This is a genomic window from Nonomuraea harbinensis, assembly GCF_019396385.1.
Lineage (GTDB): Bacteria > Actinomycetota > Actinomycetes > Streptosporangiales > Streptosporangiaceae > Nonomuraea > Nonomuraea ferruginea.
Window position 1 is genome coordinate 161,514 of record NZ_JAHKRN010000001.1, and the last position, 16,204, is coordinate 177,717.

General features: G+C 71.8%; 14 protein-coding genes. 11 read left to right on the plus strand and 3 right to left on the minus strand.

What is annotated here, in order from left to right:
* Positions 1-45: 45 nt before the first annotated feature.
* The 3 genes from KME79_RS46060 to KME79_RS00770 are packed head-to-tail and all read left to right on the plus strand — an operon-like array spanning position 46 to position 4,196.
* Complete coding sequence (locus tag KME79_RS46060; protein ID WP_219542862.1) at positions 46-2,808, plus strand: ATP-binding protein; 2,763 nt, start codon at positions 46-48, stop codon at positions 2,806-2,808.
* Between the two features lie 16 nt (positions 2,809-2,824).
* The gene (locus tag KME79_RS00765; protein WP_219542863.1) at positions 2,825-3,403 is read left to right on the plus strand and encodes a TetR/AcrR family transcriptional regulator; all 579 of its coding nucleotides are present in this window, start codon (positions 2,825-2,827) and stop codon (positions 3,401-3,403) included.
* 58 nt (positions 3,404-3,461) lie between these two features.
* On the plus strand, positions 3,462-4,196 hold the full coding sequence (locus KME79_RS00770; RefSeq protein WP_219542864.1) for an SDR family NAD(P)-dependent oxidoreductase: 735 nt from the start codon (positions 3,462-3,464) through the stop codon (positions 4,194-4,196).
* Between the two features lie 2 nt (positions 4,197-4,198).
* Here the strand turns inward: KME79_RS00770 and KME79_RS00775 are convergent, their stop codons facing one another.
* Positions 4,199-4,873: a GAP family protein gene (locus tag KME79_RS00775; RefSeq protein ID WP_219542865.1), complete on the minus strand. Its 675-nt coding sequence runs from the start codon at positions 4,871-4,873 to the stop codon at positions 4,199-4,201.
* 168 nt (positions 4,874-5,041) lie between these two features.
* Here KME79_RS00775 and KME79_RS00780 point away from each other — a divergent pair, with 168 nt between their 5' ends.
* On the plus strand, positions 5,042-5,506 hold the full coding sequence (locus KME79_RS00780; RefSeq protein ID WP_219542866.1) for a hypothetical protein: 465 nt from the start codon (positions 5,042-5,044) through the stop codon (positions 5,504-5,506).
* A gap of 18 nt (positions 5,507-5,524) precedes the next feature.
* Here KME79_RS00780 and KME79_RS00785 read toward each other — a convergent pair whose 3' ends face one another.
* Entirely contained in the window at positions 5,525-5,971 is a 447-nt protein-coding gene (locus KME79_RS00785) for a DUF4383 domain-containing protein (RefSeq protein WP_219542867.1), read from the minus strand.
* Positions 5,972-6,129: 158 nt separating this feature from the next.
* Here KME79_RS00785 and KME79_RS00790 point away from each other — a divergent pair, with 158 nt between their 5' ends.
* Genes KME79_RS00790 through KME79_RS00810 form a run of 5 tightly spaced genes read left to right on the plus strand, consistent with a single transcriptional unit; the run spans position 6,130 to position 13,580 of the window.
* Positions 6,130-9,840 (plus strand): nitrate reductase subunit alpha, encoded by a 3,711-nt coding sequence (locus KME79_RS00790; RefSeq protein WP_219542868.1) that lies wholly within the window; start codon positions 6,130-6,132, stop codon positions 9,838-9,840.
* A complete protein-coding gene (gene narH / locus KME79_RS00795) occupies positions 9,840-11,597 on the plus strand; it encodes a nitrate reductase subunit beta (RefSeq protein ID WP_219542869.1) in 1,758 nt (585 codons plus the stop codon). The genes KME79_RS00790 and narH overlap by 1 nt, the downstream gene beginning before the upstream one ends.
* Complete coding sequence (gene narJ / locus KME79_RS00800) at positions 11,597-12,277, plus strand: nitrate reductase molybdenum cofactor assembly chaperone (protein WP_219542870.1); 681 nt, start codon at positions 11,597-11,599, stop codon at positions 12,275-12,277. The genes narH and narJ overlap by 1 nt, the downstream gene beginning before the upstream one ends.
* On the plus strand, positions 12,274-13,008 hold the full coding sequence (gene narI / locus KME79_RS00805) for a respiratory nitrate reductase subunit gamma (RefSeq protein WP_219542871.1): 735 nt from the start codon (positions 12,274-12,276) through the stop codon (positions 13,006-13,008). Before narJ ends, narI begins: the two co-directional genes overlap by 4 nt.
* On the plus strand, positions 13,005-13,580 hold the full coding sequence (locus KME79_RS00810; protein WP_219542872.1) for an HPP family protein: 576 nt from the start codon (positions 13,005-13,007) through the stop codon (positions 13,578-13,580). The genes narI and KME79_RS00810 overlap by 4 nt, the downstream gene beginning before the upstream one ends.
* A 22-nt stretch (positions 13,581-13,602) precedes the next feature.
* On the opposite strand, the gene KME79_RS00815 is transcribed toward KME79_RS00810, so the two are convergent.
* The gene (locus KME79_RS00815) at positions 13,603-14,181 is read right to left on the minus strand and encodes a hemerythrin domain-containing protein (RefSeq protein ID WP_308248728.1); all 579 of its coding nucleotides are present in this window, start codon (positions 14,179-14,181) and stop codon (positions 13,603-13,605) included.
* Between the two features lie 189 nt (positions 14,182-14,370).
* On the opposite strand from KME79_RS00815, the gene KME79_RS00820 reads away from it, so the two are divergent.
* Both KME79_RS00820 and KME79_RS00825 read left to right on the plus strand, forming a co-directional pair.
* Positions 14,371-15,570, plus strand: a complete 1,200-nt coding sequence (locus KME79_RS00820) for a hypothetical protein (RefSeq protein ID WP_219542873.1) — start codon at positions 14,371-14,373, stop codon at positions 15,568-15,570.
* On the plus strand, positions 15,567-16,199 hold the full coding sequence (locus tag KME79_RS00825; protein WP_219542874.1) for a hypothetical protein: 633 nt from the start codon (positions 15,567-15,569) through the stop codon (positions 16,197-16,199). Before KME79_RS00820 ends, KME79_RS00825 begins: the two co-directional genes overlap by 4 nt.
* Positions 16,200-16,204: the final 5 nt, after the last annotated feature.

Consider the following 16,204-nt stretch of genomic DNA (forward strand, 5'->3'; position numbering starts at 1 on the left):
CCACGGATTCACCGCCCACCCGCACCCGTGGGCGATGATGGGGCCGTGGCGGGTGAAGGGATGTCGGAGCGCGAGGCCGAGGTGCTCGCGGCCCTCGGGCACCGCCTCACCAACGCGCAGATCGCCGCCCGCCTGCACATCTCCGTCCGCACCGTCGAGAGCCACGTCTCGTCGCTGCTGCGCAAGCACGGTGCCGCCGACCGCAAGGAGCTGGCCGCGCTCGCCCGGCAGAGCCGGACGGGGGAGCTGGCGGGGCTGCCGGCGGCGCGCACGAGCTTCGTGGGGAGGTCGGCGGAGCGCGCGGAGATCATCGCGGCCTTCGAGTCCTCCCGCCTGGTGACGCTGGCCGGGCCCGGCGGGGTGGGCAAGACCCGGCTGGCGGTGGCGGTCGCCGGGGCGGCGGCGCCGTCGTTCCCGCACGGCGGCGCGTTCGTGGACCTGGTGCCGGTGCGCGACGGGTTCGTGGCGGAGGCGGTGGCCGCGGCGCTCGGCGTGGCGGAGCGGCCGGGGCAGCCGCTGGAGGACGCGATCGCCGACCGGCTCGGGCGCGGGCGCGCGCTGCTGGTGCTGGACAACTGCGAGCACCTGCTCGATCCGGTGGCCGCGCTCGTGGACCGGCTGCTGGCGGTCTGTCCTGCCACCCGGGCGCTGGTGACCAGCCGCGAGCGGCTCGGCGTCCCCGGGGAGCGGGTCGTCTCCGTCGAGCCGCTGCCGCCGGGGTCCGACGCGGTCGAGCTGTTCCTCGACCGGGCCGGGGCCGCCGGGTTCGCCGCCGGGCGGGACGTCGCCTCGCGCATCTGCGCCCGGCTCGACGGGCTCCCGCTGGCGATCGAGCTGGCCGCCGCCCGGGGGGCCGCGCTGGGAGCCGACGGTCTGCTGGCGGCGCTCGACGACAACCTGCGGTTGCTGGCGGGCGGGCGTGGCGGCGACCGCCGGCACCGGTCGCTCCGGACCGTGCTGGGCTGGAGCCACGATCTGTTGGAGACGGACGAGCGCGCCCTGTTCCGGCGGCTGGCGGTGTTCGCCGGAGGGTTCGGCCTGGATGCCGTGGTGGCCGTGACGGGCGGCAGCCGGAGCGCCGCCGCCGACGTGCTGGGCAGGCTGGTCGACAAGAGCCTGGTCGTCCACCGTCGCGACGCCGGCGGCTGGCGCCTGCTGGAAACGGTCCGCGCCTTCGCCGCCGAACGCCTGGAGGAGAGCGGCGAGCTCCCGGACGCCCGGCGGCGTCACCTCGCCTGGGCGGTCGAAACGGCCGACGCGCTCACCACCGCCCGTGCGGACGACCCCGACACCGCCTGGTGGGGCCGCTTCGACGCGGTGGCCGACGACCTGCGAGCCGCCCTCGCCACCGCGACGACCGCTGACGCCGCCGCCCTCCCGTCCCCCGAGGTGACGTTCGCGGCGGGGACTGCGGATGGGGCAACCGGCGCGGGCGCTGACGGGTCGGGTGTGGTGGGCGTTGGTGGGGAGGCGCATCGGCTGGCTAGGAGGTTGGCGGGGCTGACGTATGGGCGGAGGTTTTTGCGGGAGGCTGTCGCGCGTTATGAGCAGGCGGCGGTGCTGGCTCCTGGGGATGGGGAGGCGGCGCGGGATCTGGCCGACGCCGCCGAGTGCGCGCTGGCGTTCGCGCGTGCGGGGCAGGCGTATCGGCTGCAGCTCGGCGCCGCGGAGAGGGCGCGGGCGGCCGGAGATGGGAACGCCCAGGCGGTGGCGCTGGCGCGGGCGGCGGTGATCGCCGAGAGGCATCCGGGGTTCGGGTTCGACGACGAGCCGGAGGAGGAGCGGGTGCGGGCGCTGCCGGCGGAGGCGGCCGCGGCGGGAGACCTGGACGATCCGTACGTGGCCGCGCACGTGGCGGCGGCGCGCGCCTGGAGCACCGGGCGGCCGGACGTGGCCGGGCGGGCGCTGGAGGCCGCACGGGCCACCGGGGACCCGGTGCTGACCAGCTCCGCGCTGGACGCCGTCATCTGCGCCGCCGACCGCGGGGGACGGGCCAGGGAGGCGTACCGGCTGGCAGGGGAGCGGCTCAAGCTGCTGCCCGCCATGGACGGCGACGACCCGCGGACCGGTATCGAGATCGTCGACGCGCTGCACACCGCGTCCTTCTTCGCCGTCGCCGTCGGCGACCTGCACGGGGCACTGGAAGCGGCCCGGATGGCGGCGGACGACGACGTCACGGGCAGCCATCCCGCGCTGGCCGGCAGCAGGCTGGTGCCCCCGCTGGTGCTCGCGGGCGACTTCGACCAGGCGCTGGCGCGGGCGGCCGAGATGGTGGACGGCCAGGCGCGCGTGGACGCCCCGCCCGGACGGTGGATGGCTCCCGCCCTCGGCATGGTGGCACTGGCCCACGGCCTGCGCGGGGACGACACGGCATGCCAGGCGTGGCGGGCCCGCGCGATCGCCGTCGGCCACATCGGCCCGGCCTCCCGCTACGCCCCTCTGATCACCTTCATCGACGCCCGCCTCGCCATCCACCAAGCCGACCTCGCCCTCGCGCACACCTCGCCGCCGGCGGACGGCCCAGGGCGAGAGGGTGGCGGTGGGATGTTCGGGAGGTACGCTATCGCGGCGGTGGCGGAGTTGGCCGTGGTCCGCGGGGAGCCGGATGCCGCTGAGCGGGTGGCCGCGGCGAAGGCGGCGGGTGAGGAGAACGCGTGGGCCGCCGCCTGCCTGAAGCGGGCCCAAGGGCGGTTGTGGGGGGACCGGGAGGCGTTGGGCGAGTCGGCGGAGATGTGGGGGCGGATCGGGGCGGCCCATGAGCGGGAGGCCACACTCCGGTTGCTCAACTTGACCGATCGTTCTGGATAGAGCTAGGTTCTCCGGTATGGCGAGGAGCAAGGAGTTCGACCCCGACGCGGCGCTGCAGCGTGCGCTGGAGCTGTTCTGGGAGCGCGGTTACGAGGCGACCTCCATGGCCGACCTCGTGGCCCACCTGGGCATAGCGCGGGCGAGCATCTACGCCACGTTCGGCGGCAAGCGCGAGCTCTACCTCAAGGCCCTGGAGCGCTATCTGCACAACATGGACCCGGCCGTCCTGGACGCGCTGTCCCAGCCCGGCCCGGTGCTGCCGGCCGTGCGCGCGCTGATCAGGACGTACGCGGAAGAGTCCGGCGGCGACGACCGGCGGGGCTGCATGGTCGTGAACGCCGCGGTCGAGCTGGCGCCGCGCGACCCGGCCGCGGCCGCGTTCGTGGAGGCCAGCTGGAGCCACCTGGAGACGGTGCTGACCTCGGCCCTGACCAGGGCGCGCGCCCAGGGCGAGCTGGCTCCGGGCAAGGACCCGCGGGCCGTCGCCCGCATGCTGCTGGTGCTCATGCAGGGGATGCGGGTGCTCGGCCGGACTCCCGGCGGCGCCGCCCGGCTGGACGACGCCGCCGACCAGGCGCTGGCCGTGCTGGGCTGACGCGGCCTTTTTTCATGCTCAAATTATAGACCGATCATTCTCGATAAAGGGGTTTGCCATGCAGGGCAAGGTCGTTCTCATCACCGGCGGTTCCTCCGGCATCGGCTACGCGATCGCCCGGGCGTTCGCGGCCGAAGGCGCCACCGTCGTGATCACGGGGCGGGACGAGGGGCGGCTCGCCGACGCGGCCAAGCGGCTCGCCGCCGACTGGATCGCCGCCGACGTCTCCAGCGCCGCCGACTGCGCCCGCATGGTCGCCACCGCCGCCGACCGGCACGGCGGCCTGCACGTGGCCGTCAACAACGCGGGCGTGCTGGGCCGCCCCGGCCCGCTCGCCGACCTGGACCCCGCCGGCTGGGCGGCCCTGCTCGGCGCCAACCTGACGGGCGTGTTCCACTCCATGAAGTACGAGATCGCGTACATGAAGGAGCACGGCGGCGGATCGATCGTGAACGTGGCCTCCAACATCGGCGCGCACCGCCGAATCCCGGGCCTGGCCGCCTACGCCGCCTCGAAGGCCGGCGTCAGCGTGCTCTCCAAGGCCGCCGCGCTCGAGTACGCCGCCGACGGCATCCGCATCAACTCCGTCAGCCCCGGCGCCACCGACACGACCATGAGCTTCCTGCCCGGCGAGACCCCCGCCGAGCGGGACGCCAGGCTCGCGCCGTCGATGCCGCTCGGCCGCGTCGCCGACCCCGACGAGGTGGCCGCCGCCGTGCTCTGGCTGGCCGAAGCCCGGTCGAGTTTCGTCGCCGGCCACGACCTGGTGGTGGACGGCGCGGCCAGCGCCTGATCTCACCCTCCGGAGAAGAACAGGAAGGCCGCGGCGTCGCGGGCCAGCAGGAAGCCGGCGATGCCCAGCGTCCAGCCCACCGCCGACGCCGCGTGCCTGGCCAGCCAGGCGCGGAGCCGTACCAGCTTCGGCTCCACCCAGGCCGCGGCCGTCGCGCGCAGCCCGAGCAGCGCCAGCACCGGCACGAACATGAGGGCCACGTACGCGGCGAGCAGCGGCAACCACTGACCGGCGGGGAGCGCCGCGGTCGTCATGATCCCGATGGCCGCGAGGTAGGGCACCATGGTGGCCACCTCCAGCGTTCCCGCCGTCAGCCCGAGCAGCACCATCGCCCGCGGCCCGCCCATCCGCGGCTCCAGCCGCGGGCCCTTGCCGCGCTTGCCGTCGAAGCGGAAGCTCAGCGCGAACAGGCCCACGCCGAGCACGAGCTGCACCCAGTACGCGGCCTCGCTGTGGAGTGCGTCGCCGAAGTTCTCCATGGCTGTGGACAACCCGAGCATGAGGCCCACGCCGACGAGGTAGTAGAACACCGCCACCGTCGCCAGGTAGAGGAGCAGCCGCGGCACCTGCCCGCGCTCCGACGCCACCATCAGGTAGACGGGGATGCCCAGGGTGCCGAAGCTGGTGCTGTCGACGATCGCGAGGGCGGCCAGGGTGAGCAGCAGGCCGGTGATCATGTCACCGATCCTGGCCGAGCGGCCTCCGTCGTCGCATCCTGCTCATGGCCGAAGAGGCGCGTACATCTTTCTGCCTACGGGGCCCGCGTTCCCGTACTCGCGGGCGCGTACGGGGGAGACAACCGCGGGGCGACGCCGCGCGCCGAGCCGTGCTCCTACCGTCGGACGATGAGGAAGACGAACTCTCTCGGAATGTCACCGCTCGCCGTCGCGGGGCTGGCCGCGCTCGGCGTGCCGCGGGTGATCGCGCACGATCTGGGGCTGGTCGGCCCCGTCGTCAACGCCGTGCTGGTGTTCCTGCCGGTCGCGATCTGGCTGGGCGTCGTGCTGTGGAGGCGGGTGCCGAACCCGTTCCTGACGCTGCTGGCGATCGGCGGCGCCTACGGGGTGCTGCTGGCGATCACCCACCAGCTGCTCTGGTCGTCGGCGTTCGGTGAGGACGCGCCGCGGCTGGGCGGCAACCTGGCGGGCGGGCTGTCGCCCGGCGCGGAGGAGGCGCTGATGCGGACGTTCGCGTTCGGCAGCAGCGTGTTCACCGGGGTCATGGTCGGGCTGGTCGTGGGCGCGGTCGGCTGGGCGCTGTCGCGCGCGGTGCCCGCGTTCCGGCCCCGGGGCCGCGAGACCGGGTCCTGAGGCCGGAACGGCGGGTGGTCAGCGGACGGCGTGCGGGCGGCGTCGCGCCAGGAGCAGCCCCAGGGCGATCATGCCCACGCCCAGGACCAGGTGGAGCCAGTTGTCCGCGTTGTTGACCGGCACGAAGTTCGCCGCGCTGTCGTGGTCGACCAGCATGCCGTAGATCCACAGCAGCAGGTAGACGACGCCGCCGCCGACGAGGAAGTTGCGGGCGCCCGACACCGTACGGGCGAGCAGGATGCCGGCGACCCCGAACAGCAGGTGCACGATGTTGTGCAGGATCGACACCTGGAACACGCCCAGGAGCATCGCTTCCGAGTCGTGCGAGGCGAACTGGAGCTGGTCGTAGTCCGTGGTGATGCCGGGAACGAACCCCAGCACACCGACCAGCAGGAACACGGCTCCCGTGACGAGTGCCGCTAACTGCACGGGGGTCCGGGTGCCGGTTGTACGGGGGGTGTTCATAGGAGCTCCCTCGGGACGGGTCTCTTGTGGATCCGCCGTCTGCCCTCCGCGGGGCGGCGCTAACGCGACCGCCTGAGCGGACTCTCCGGAATCGAGTCATTACTCTGCGCATAAGGTTTCGATCGGTTGCTCACGGTCACCGTTGGTAGATACACGACATGGTCAACGAGCGAACGGCGGAGGAACCCAAGGAGGGAGCCACAGGGGCCCTCCTGCGGATCGGAGACTTCTTCAGCCGGGGCGTCTATTCAGACGACCTGAGGGACGTGTCCTACCGGGGCGGACGGGCGGGCGAGGTCTTCTACCGCGACCGCTGGTCGCACGACAAGATCGTGCGGTCCACCCACGGGGTGAACTGCACGGGCTCCTGCTCCTGGAAGGTGTACGTCAAGGACGGGATCATCACCTGGGAGACCCAGGAGATCGACTATCCGACGGCCGGCCCCGACCGTCCCGAGTACGAGCCCCGGGGCTGCCCGCGTGGGGCGGCGTTCTCCTGGTACACCTACCACCCGACCCGGGTGCGCTACCCGTACGCGCGCGGCGTCCTCGTGGAGATGTACCGCGAGGCCCGCAGGCGGCTCGGCGACCCGGTCCTGGCCTGGGCGGACGTCGTGGGCGACCCCGAGCGGCGGCGCCGCTACCAGGAGGCGCGCGGCAAGGGCGGGCTGGTGCGCACCACCTGGGACGAGGCGCTGGAGATGATCGCCGCCGCCCATGTGCACACCATCAAGGAGCACGGCCCCGACCGGATCGCCGGGTTCACCCCCATCCCCGGCCAGTCGATGCTGTCCCACGCGATCGGCACCCGGTTCCTGTCGCTGATCGGCGGCCAGGCGCTGTCGTTCTACGACTGGTACGCCGACCTGCCGGTGGCCTCCCCGCAGGTGTTCGGCGACCAGACCGACGTGCCGGTGTCCGGCGACTGGTGGGACGCGGCCTACCTGATCATGTGGGGCTCCAACGTCCCCGTCACCCGCACGCCCGACGCGCACTGGATGGTCGAGGCCCGCTACAACGGCCAGAAGGTGGTCGTGGTCTCCCCCGACTACGCCGACAACAGCAAGTTCGCCGACGACTGGCTGCACCCCCATCCCGGCACCGACGGCGCGCTGGCCCACGCGATGGGCCAGGTGATCCTGCGCGAGTGCTTCGTCGAGCGGCAGGTGCCGTACTTCCTCGACTACGTGCGCCGCTTCACCGACATGCCGTTCCTGGTCCGGCTGGAGGAGAAGGACGGCGCGTACGTCCCGGGCCGGTTCCTGCGCGCCGCCGACCTCGGCGGGGAGCACGCCGCGGCCGAGAACGCCGAATGGCGCACCGTGCTGCTGGACGAGGCCACCGGCGACGTGGTCGTCCCCTCCGGCACCGTCGCCGACCGCTGGTCGCACGAGGACGGACGCTGGAACCTCGACCTCGGCGACGTCCTGCCCCGGCTCACCCTGCAGGGCCTGCCCGACGCCGTGGGCGCCGAGGTGCTGCTTCCCCGGTTCGACACCGCCGACGGCTCGGGGGCGGTGCTCAAGCGTGGCGTCCCGGCCAGACGGCTGACGCCCGGCGGGCCGCTGGTCACGACCGTGTACGACCTGATGCTGGCGCGCTACGGCGTCGGCCGGGACGGCATGCCCGGCGACTGGCCGACCGGCTACGACGACGCGGCCTCGCCCGGCACCCCGGCCTGGCAGGAGACGATCACCTCGGTGCCGGCCGCCGCGGCCATCCGGATCGCCCGCGAGTTCGCCATGACCGCCGAGAGCACCGACGGCCGCTGCATGATCCTCATGGGCGCCGGCACCAACCACTGGTTCCATTCGGAGACCACGTACCGCAACTTCATCACGCTGCTGCTGATCACCGGCTGCATAGGACGCAACGGCGGCGGCTGGGCCCACTACGTCGGTCAGGAGAAGTGCCGCCCGCTCACCGGCTGGACCACGCTGGCCACCGCGAACGACTGGAAACGGCCGAGCCGGCAGATGATCGGCACCGGCTTCTTCTTCCTCAACACCGACCAGTGGCGCTACGACCACTTCCGCGCCGACGCCCTGGCCTCGCCGCTCGGCGAGGGACGCTTCGAAGGGATGACGGCGGTCGACATCCTGGCCCAGTCGGCCCGGCTCGGCTGGATGCCGTCCTATCCCACCTTCGACCGCAACCCGCTGGACCTGGCCGACGAGGCCCGCGCCTCGGGCCGGGACCCGGGCGAGCACGTCGCCGGGGAGCTGGCGGCGGGCCGGCTCAAGTTCTGCGCCGAGGACCCGGACCACCCGGGCAACTGGCCGCGCATCCTCATCGCGTGGCGGGCCAACCTGCTGGGCTCGTCCGCCAAAGGCGCCGAGTACTTCCAGCGCCACCTGCTGGGCACGCTCAGCAACCTGCGGGCCACCGAGGCGCCGGAGGACGTCCGGCCGCGCGACGTGCGCTGGCGCGACCCCGCGCCCGAGGGCAAACTCGACCTGCTGCTCTCGCTGGACTTCCGGATGACGTCCACGACCCTGCTGTCCGACATCGTGCTCCCGGCCGCGACCTGGTACGAGAAGCACGATCTCAACTCGACCGACATGCACCCGTACGTGCACTCGTTCAACCCGGCGGTGGAGCCGCCCTGGCAGGCCCGCACCGACTTCGAGATCTTCAACGACATCGCCGACGGCGTGTCCGAGCTGGCCGGCGAGCATCTGGGCACCCGGTACGACCTGGTGGCCACGCCCTTCCAGCACGACACACCAGGCGAACTGGGCAACCCCACGGGCGCGGCGCGGGACTGGCGGGCCGACGGATCGACCCCGGTCCCGGGCCGGACCATGCCGAGCGTGACCGTCGTCGAGCGGGACTACACGGCGATCGCCGCCCAGCTGCGCGCCCTCGGCCCGCTCGCCGCGTCCGAGGGCGTGCCCTGCAAGGGCGTCACCTACCAGGTGGATCACGAGATCAGGCTGCTGGGCCAGGTGAACGGCGTCGCGCGCGGCGGTCCCGCCGACGGCCTGCCGCTGATCGACACCGGCAAGAAGGCGTGCGAGGCGATCCTGACGTTGTCCGGCTCGACCAACGGCCGCCTCGCCGACCAGGGCTTCCGCACCCTGGCCCGGAAGGTGGGCGCCGGCGAAGGGCTGGCCGGCCTGGCCCGCGCCGACGCCGACCGCCGCATCACCTACGCCGCCACCCAGGCGCACCCGCAGACCACCATCACCAGCCCCGAATGGGCGGGCATCGAGACCACCGAACGCCAGTACAGCGCCTTCACCATCAACACCGAGCACGGCAAGCCCTGGCACACCCTGACCGGGCGCATGCACTTCTTCCTGGACCACGACTGGATCGCCGAGCTCGGCGAGAACCTGCCGACGTACCGGCCGCCGCTGAACATGCACCGGCTGTTCGGCGAGCCCGTCCTCGGCCCGGACGGCGCGCGCGAGGTGACCGTGCGCTACCTCACCCCGCACAACAAGTGGTCCATCCACTCGGAGTACCAGGACAACCTGATCATGCTGTCGCTGTCGCGGGGCGGTCAGGTCATCTGGATCAGCCCGCAGGACGCCGAGGCCATCGGCGTCGCCGACAACGACTGGATCGAGGCGGTCAACCGCAACGGCGTGGTGGTCGCCCGGGCCATCGTGTCCTACCGGATGCCGGCCGGGACGGTCTACATGCACCACGCCCAGGACCGCGTCATCGCCGTCCCCAAGAGCGAGACCACCGGACGGCGGGGCGGCATCCACAACTCGCTGACCCGCGTGCTCGTCAAACCCACCCATTTCATCGGGGGGTACGCCCAGCTCTCCTTCTTCCCCAACTACATGGGCCCGGTCGGCACCCAGCGTGACGAGATCACGGTGATCCGGCGGCGGGCGCAGAAGGTGGAGTACTGATGCGCGTCATGGCCCAGATCTGCATGGTGATGAACCTGGACAAGTGCATCGGGTGTCACACCTGCTCGGTCACCTGCAAACAGACGTGGACGAGCCGGCCCGGCGTCGAGTACGTGTGGTTCAACAACGTGGAGACGCGCCCGGGGCAGGGCTATCCGCGCCGCTACGAGGACCAGGAACGCTGGCGGGGCGGCTGGAAGCTGACCGCGCGCGGCCGGCTGGTGCCCAAGGCGGGCGGCCGGATGCGCCGGCTGGCGAGCATCTTCGCCAACCCGCTGCTGCCCAACATCCGCGACTACTACGAGCCGTGGACCTACGACTACAACGCCCTGTTCGACACCCCCGCCGGTGACGACTTCCCGGTGGCGGCGCCCCGCTCGCTCATCAGCGGCGAGCGGATGGACAACATCACCTGGTCGGCCAACTGGGACGACAACCTGGGCGGCATGCCGCAGCACGAGGGCGACGACGTCGTCCTGCAGCGGATCCAGGACAAGGTGCGGATGGAGCTCGAACAGACCTTCATGTTCTACCTGCCGCGCATCTGCGAGCACTGCATCAACCCGTCGTGCGTGGCGTCCTGCCCGTCGGGCGCGCTCTACAAGCGCGTGGAGGACGGGATCGTGCTGGTCGACCAGGACCGCTGCCGCGGCTGGCGGATGTGCGTCACGGGCTGCCCGTACAAGAAGATGTACTTCAACCACCGCACCGGCAAGGCCGAGAAGTGCACCTTCTGCTTCCCGCGCATCGAGGTCGGCCAGCCCACCGTCTGCTCCGAGACCTGCGTCGGCCGGTTGCGCTACATCGGCGTGCTGCTGTACGACGCCGACCGGGCCCCGGCGGCCGCCGCGACCCCGCGCGAGCAGGACCTCTACCCCGCGCAGCTCGACCTGTTCCTGAACCCGCACGACCCGGACGTCCGGCGGGCCGCCGAGGCGGCGGGCATCCCGCACGACTGGATCCAGGCGGCCCGCCGCTCGCCCGTCTACGACCTGATCGCCACCTACGGCGTGGCGCTGCCGCTGCATCCGGAGTACCGCACGCTGCCGATGGTCTGGTACGTGCCGCCGCTGTCGCCCGTGGTGGAGGCGATCACCGCCTCGGGCCACGACGGCGAGGACTACCGGAACCTGTTCGGCGCCATCGACACGCTCCGCATCCCGGTCTCCTACCTGGCCGAGCTCTTCACCGCGGGCGACCCGGCCCCCGTCGAGCTGGCGCTGCGGCGGCTTGCCGCGATGCGCTCCCACCGGCGGCGGATCAACCTCGGCGAGCCGGTCGACCCGGAGATCGCCGCCTCGGTCGGCTTCGACGTCGAGAAACTGGACGCCATGTTCCGGCTGCTCTCCCTGGCGAAGTACGAGGAACGCTACGTCATCCCGACGGCCGCCGCCGGAGACGTACGGAGCCTGGAGGAGACCGCGCTGAGCGGATGCAGCCTCGACTACGAGGGCGGCCCGGGGATGGGCGGCACCGAGTCGTCGGGGCCGTTCGGCGAGGCGTCCGGACGGCCGGCGCCGCAGGCCGTGGAGACCTTCCACGTCCTGCGGCAGCGCCAGACCTCGGAGTCGGCCGCCGACACCTCCGGCCACGAGGGCCGGATCAACCTGCTCAACTGGGACGGCCGCGGCCTCCCCGAAGGGCTGTTCCCGTACCGGGCGAAAGGCGGCGCCCGGGGCGGTCAGGTGGACAGGGGCGAGGACCTGGGCGCCGAACCCGGCGAGATCAGCGAACGAGGCGAGCGCGGAGAGTCGTGATGAAGCCAGCATGGACCTCGCGGCGGCCCCGGCTGTCCGCCGACGGCGTGGCCGTGGTGCGGCGGGCGGCCGGGATGTGCCTGCGCTACCCCGACCGGGCCCTGTTCGACCGGCTGCCGCTGATCAGGGCCGCGCTCGCCGAGACCGGCGCGCATCCGCCGGTGTCCGCCGTCGCCGAGTTCGCCGAGCACCTGGCGGGCCTGGAGCCGCTGCGGGCCGAGGAGCACTACGTGGCGGTCTTCGACGTCCGCAACCGCCGCTCGCTGCACCTGACCTGGTGGACCGACGGCGACACCCGCCGCCGGGGGTTCTCCCTCGCCGCGATCAAGGCGCGCTACCGGGCGCACGGCCTGACGCCTCCGGGCAGGGACGAACTGCCCGACTACCTGCCCGTCGTCCTGGAGTACGCGACCCTGGAGCGCGAGGACGGCACGGAACTGCTCCAGGAGCACCGGGCCGGGCTCGAACTGCTGAGGTTCGCCCTGGTCAAAGCCGCCACGCCGTACGCGCGACTGCTGGAGGCGGTGTGCGGCACGCTGCCCGGGGCCTCTCCCGGCACCCCCGAGGAGGCCGCCCGGATGGCCCGCCGCCCGATCGGCGGCGGACCCGAACTGGTCGGGCTGGACACCATCGGACTCCCCTCGTCGCTTCCCTTCGCCATCACCGGGGGTCTCAAGTGATCTCACCCGTCGACGTCTTCCTGTGGGGCGCGTTGCCCTACATCGCCGTGGCGATCCTCGTCACCGGCCTCATCTGGCGATACCGCTACGACAAGTTCGGCTGGACGACCCGCTCGTCCGAGCTGTACGAGTCGCGGCTGCTGCGGTGGGGGAGCCCGATGTTCCACATCGGGCTGCTCGTCGTGCTGATGGGCCACCTGCTCGGCCTGTTCATCCCGGACAGCTGGACGGCCGCGATCGGGGTCAGCGAGACCGTCTACAGCTTCCTGGCGATCTCGCTCGGCGTCGCCGCCGGCGTGCTCACCTACGCCGGCATCGCCCTGCTCGTCTGGCGGCGGCGCACCACCGGGCCGGTCTTCCTGGCCACGACCGTCAACGACAAGTTCATGTACGTCTTCCTGGTCGCGGCGCTGACGCTCGGGCTGGCCACCACGCTGATCAACGCCTCGACGCTGCACTACAACTACCGCGTCGACGTCTCGCCCTGGGTGCGCAGCCTCTTCGTGTTCCAGCCCGAGGTGGCGCTCATGGCGCGCACGCCGATCGAGTACCGCATCCACGCGATCTCCGGGCTGGTGCTGTTCGCGATCGTGCCCTTCACCCGGCTGGTCCACGCGTTCACCGCGCCCGTGCACTACCTGTTCAGGCCGTACATCGTCTACCGGGCCCGCGACCCGCGCAACATCGGCACCGCGGCGCTCCGGCCGGGGTGGAAGCGGAGCGACGTATGACCCGCGAGGCGAAGCCCTACTATCTGGAGTCGCTGGAGGACCGGTATCCCAGGTGGGCGGTGCGTTCGGTCTACACGGGCGTCAACAGCTTCATCTCGATCTTCCTCATGGCGATCATCGCCTACAACACCCACGCCCCGTTCGTCTTCCCGTCACTCGGGCCCACGGCCTTCCTGCTGTTCTACACGCCGCTGGCCGCCGCGTCCGCCCCGCACAACACCCTGGTCGGGCACCTGATAGGCCTGCTGGCCGGATGGTTCTCGCTGGCGGTGACCGGGCTGCTCGCAGTGCCGCCCGACCTGGAGAAGATCGACTGGCAGCGGATCCTGGCCTGCGCCATCGCGCTCGGGCTGACCTGTGGGCTGATGCCGATCTTCCAGGCGGCGCATCCGCCGGCCGGCGCCACCACCCTGATCGTCTCGCTGGGCCTGATACGGACCCCCGAACACCTGCTGATCATGATGGTCGCGGTGTTCGTCATCGTCCTGCAGGGCTTCGTCATCAACCGGGCGGCCGGCCTGCCCTATCCGATGTGGCGCAAGCACGCGGAGAACGCGCCGCCGGACGACTGACAGGCCGGCCGGGACAGCCCAGTCAGTGCTTCTTGTCCCTGGCCTTCCTGATGACGTCCCTGGCACGGTCCATCATCGCCATCGGGGTGCCCACGAGCAGGTTCTTGGTCGCCGACTCGGTGCCGGGATGCGGGTGGGTCGGTGCCATGGCCTCGGCGGCCTTGACGCCGACGCCCAGCGCGCGCCGCTCGGCCTGGGAGGTGTGCTGGACGACCTTCGCGAACTCGTACCGCTCCTCGGCGCGGGCGTGCGCCTCGACGGCGGCGCGCAGCGCCAGGAGGTTGCGCATGAAGTTCGGCGCGTCCGGGCCGGCCTGGTCCATCTCCTGGAGGAGCTTCTTGGCCTCGTGCTCCTCTTCGAGGCGGTCCTGGACGACGCCCGCGCCGCCGTCGAGCTTGGTGCGGGCGTAGGGGTGGAGGATCTCCTCCTCGGCCGTCTCGTGCACGGCCAGCAGCCGCACGAGGCGGGTGAAGGACTCGCCGCGCCGCTCGGGCGGTGCCTGCTCGACCTCGTCGAACAGATTCCTGATCATGCCGTGCTGGGCGATCAGAAGTTCGATGACGTCCGTTTCTTCCATCTTCTCGGGAACTGTCTTCGTCACGGTCCATCTCCTCTCGGATTACGGCGGGTTGCTACCCGTGGTCCGGCTGGTCACGCATGGTCTTGCCGTTTCTGGAGGGACCGGCGGTGAGCTGAGGAGATTGCTCCCGAAAGCCTCGGGTAGGCCCGATTCGGACGTCGCCCACCCCCCGGCGCACGCGAGTCGAGCAGCCGAAGGAGCGCGAAACACATGACCTTCAATCCTTTGCGGGAGCGGGGCATCCCGCTGGACAAGCAGATACGTAACTGGCGTGAGCTGAACGTCATGCCCATCGATCCCGATCACGCGGACCCGTACACGCGCTGCCGCGTCATCGCGATGAACGGCATCGAGACCGAGGCGATCTTCTTCAGCCACCACCTGGCCCGGCACTGCCCGAGCATCGACATCAAGCAGCAGCTCGCCCGGGTCCGTTACATCGAGGCCCAGCAGCAGAAGGTGGTCAACTGGCTGCTGCCGGGCGTCGCCTCGGTGCTGGAGACGACCATCGCCTACGAGCAGGTCGCCGTCGACCTGACCGCCTGGGTCGCCCGGATGGAGCCGGACCCGTACCTCAAGCAGGCCTACCAGTTCGGTGTCCTGGAGGACTTCGACCACCTCTACAGGTACTCCAACCTGTACGAGATGATCGAGCACCGCAAGGCCGAGAAGATCGTCGACAACCTGACCGAGATCATGCCGGGCAGGCCGACCCCCCTGCACCACCGCGACCCGATGGACAACGTCCGCGACCCGTACGACAGGTCGACGGCGGCGCCCATCTCCAAGCTGCACGCGCTCACCATCATGGCCGCCGAGCAGCAGACGATGAACTTCTACATGAACGTCGGCCCGACCTACATGGAGCCGATCGCCCGCCAGCTCTACCAGGAGATCGGGCTGATCGAGGAGGAGCACGTCACCCACTACGAGTCGCTGGTCGACCCGGGCGAGAGCTGGTGGGAGATGCTGCTCAACCACGAGTACAACGAGTGCTACCTCTACCACTCGTTCATGGAGACCGAGTCCGACCCGAAGGTGAAGAACATCTGGGAGCTCCACCTCAACATGGAGCTGGAGCACCTGCGCCTGGCCGCCGAGCTGTTCAAGACGCACGACGGCCGCGACCCGGAGCAGGTGCTGGCGCCGGAGCTGCCGGCCCCGGTCACGTTCGAGCCGAACAAGGACTACATCCGCGAGCTGCTCGCCACCCAGATCGACTACACCACGCTGGGCACCGGCTACGTCCAGGAGGCCCACGAGCGGTTCGAGAGGATGCAGGAGCAGATCATGGGCGGCGAGCCCGCGCCGTCGCAGGTGGCGATGCAGGAGAACGTGCACAAGTCCGGCGAGGAGTACCGGCTGGAGACCGAAGGTCTCCACCCGGTGCCGAGTCTCAGGCGCCGATGAGGAGACTAGCCACGCTCGGGGCCCGGCTGCGTCGCGGCCGGGTCCTGCACCCGAGGGGCCGCCTGCTGGCCGGCACGCTGGAGGTGACCGGCGCGGGCGAGCTCGGCGTGCCGGTCCTGGACGAGCGCGGACAGTACGAGGTGATCGCCCGCCTGTCGAAGGGCGGCTCGCTGCCCGGCCGCCTGCCCGACGTGCTCGGCCTGGCGGTGCGCCTGCCCGGCCCGGTCGACCTGTTGCTGTCCACCTGCGGGGCGGCGCCGTGGCTGCTGCGGCCCAGGGCCGGGTTCACCGCGGGCCCGTACTCCAGCGTGGTGCCGTACGGCAGCGACGCCGGGCCTGTCTGGCTGGTCGCCGTGCCCGAGGGCGAGGACGTGCCGGCCGATCCCGCCCTGCTGCCCGCGGCGCTCATGCGCGGCCCGCTGCTGTTCCACCTGCTGGCCGCGCGCCGGGACACGCCCGCCCGGCCGCTGGCGACCCTCAGGGTACGGGCGACGCTGTCGGAGCGTGCGGACCTGTCCTTCGACCCGGTGCGGCACGGGCACCCGTCGCTGCGGATCGAGGGGTCGCTCGCCCGTCTGCGGCGCGGCGCCTACCAGGGCTCCCGGGAGGGACGCCACGCCGAGCTCTGAGCCCG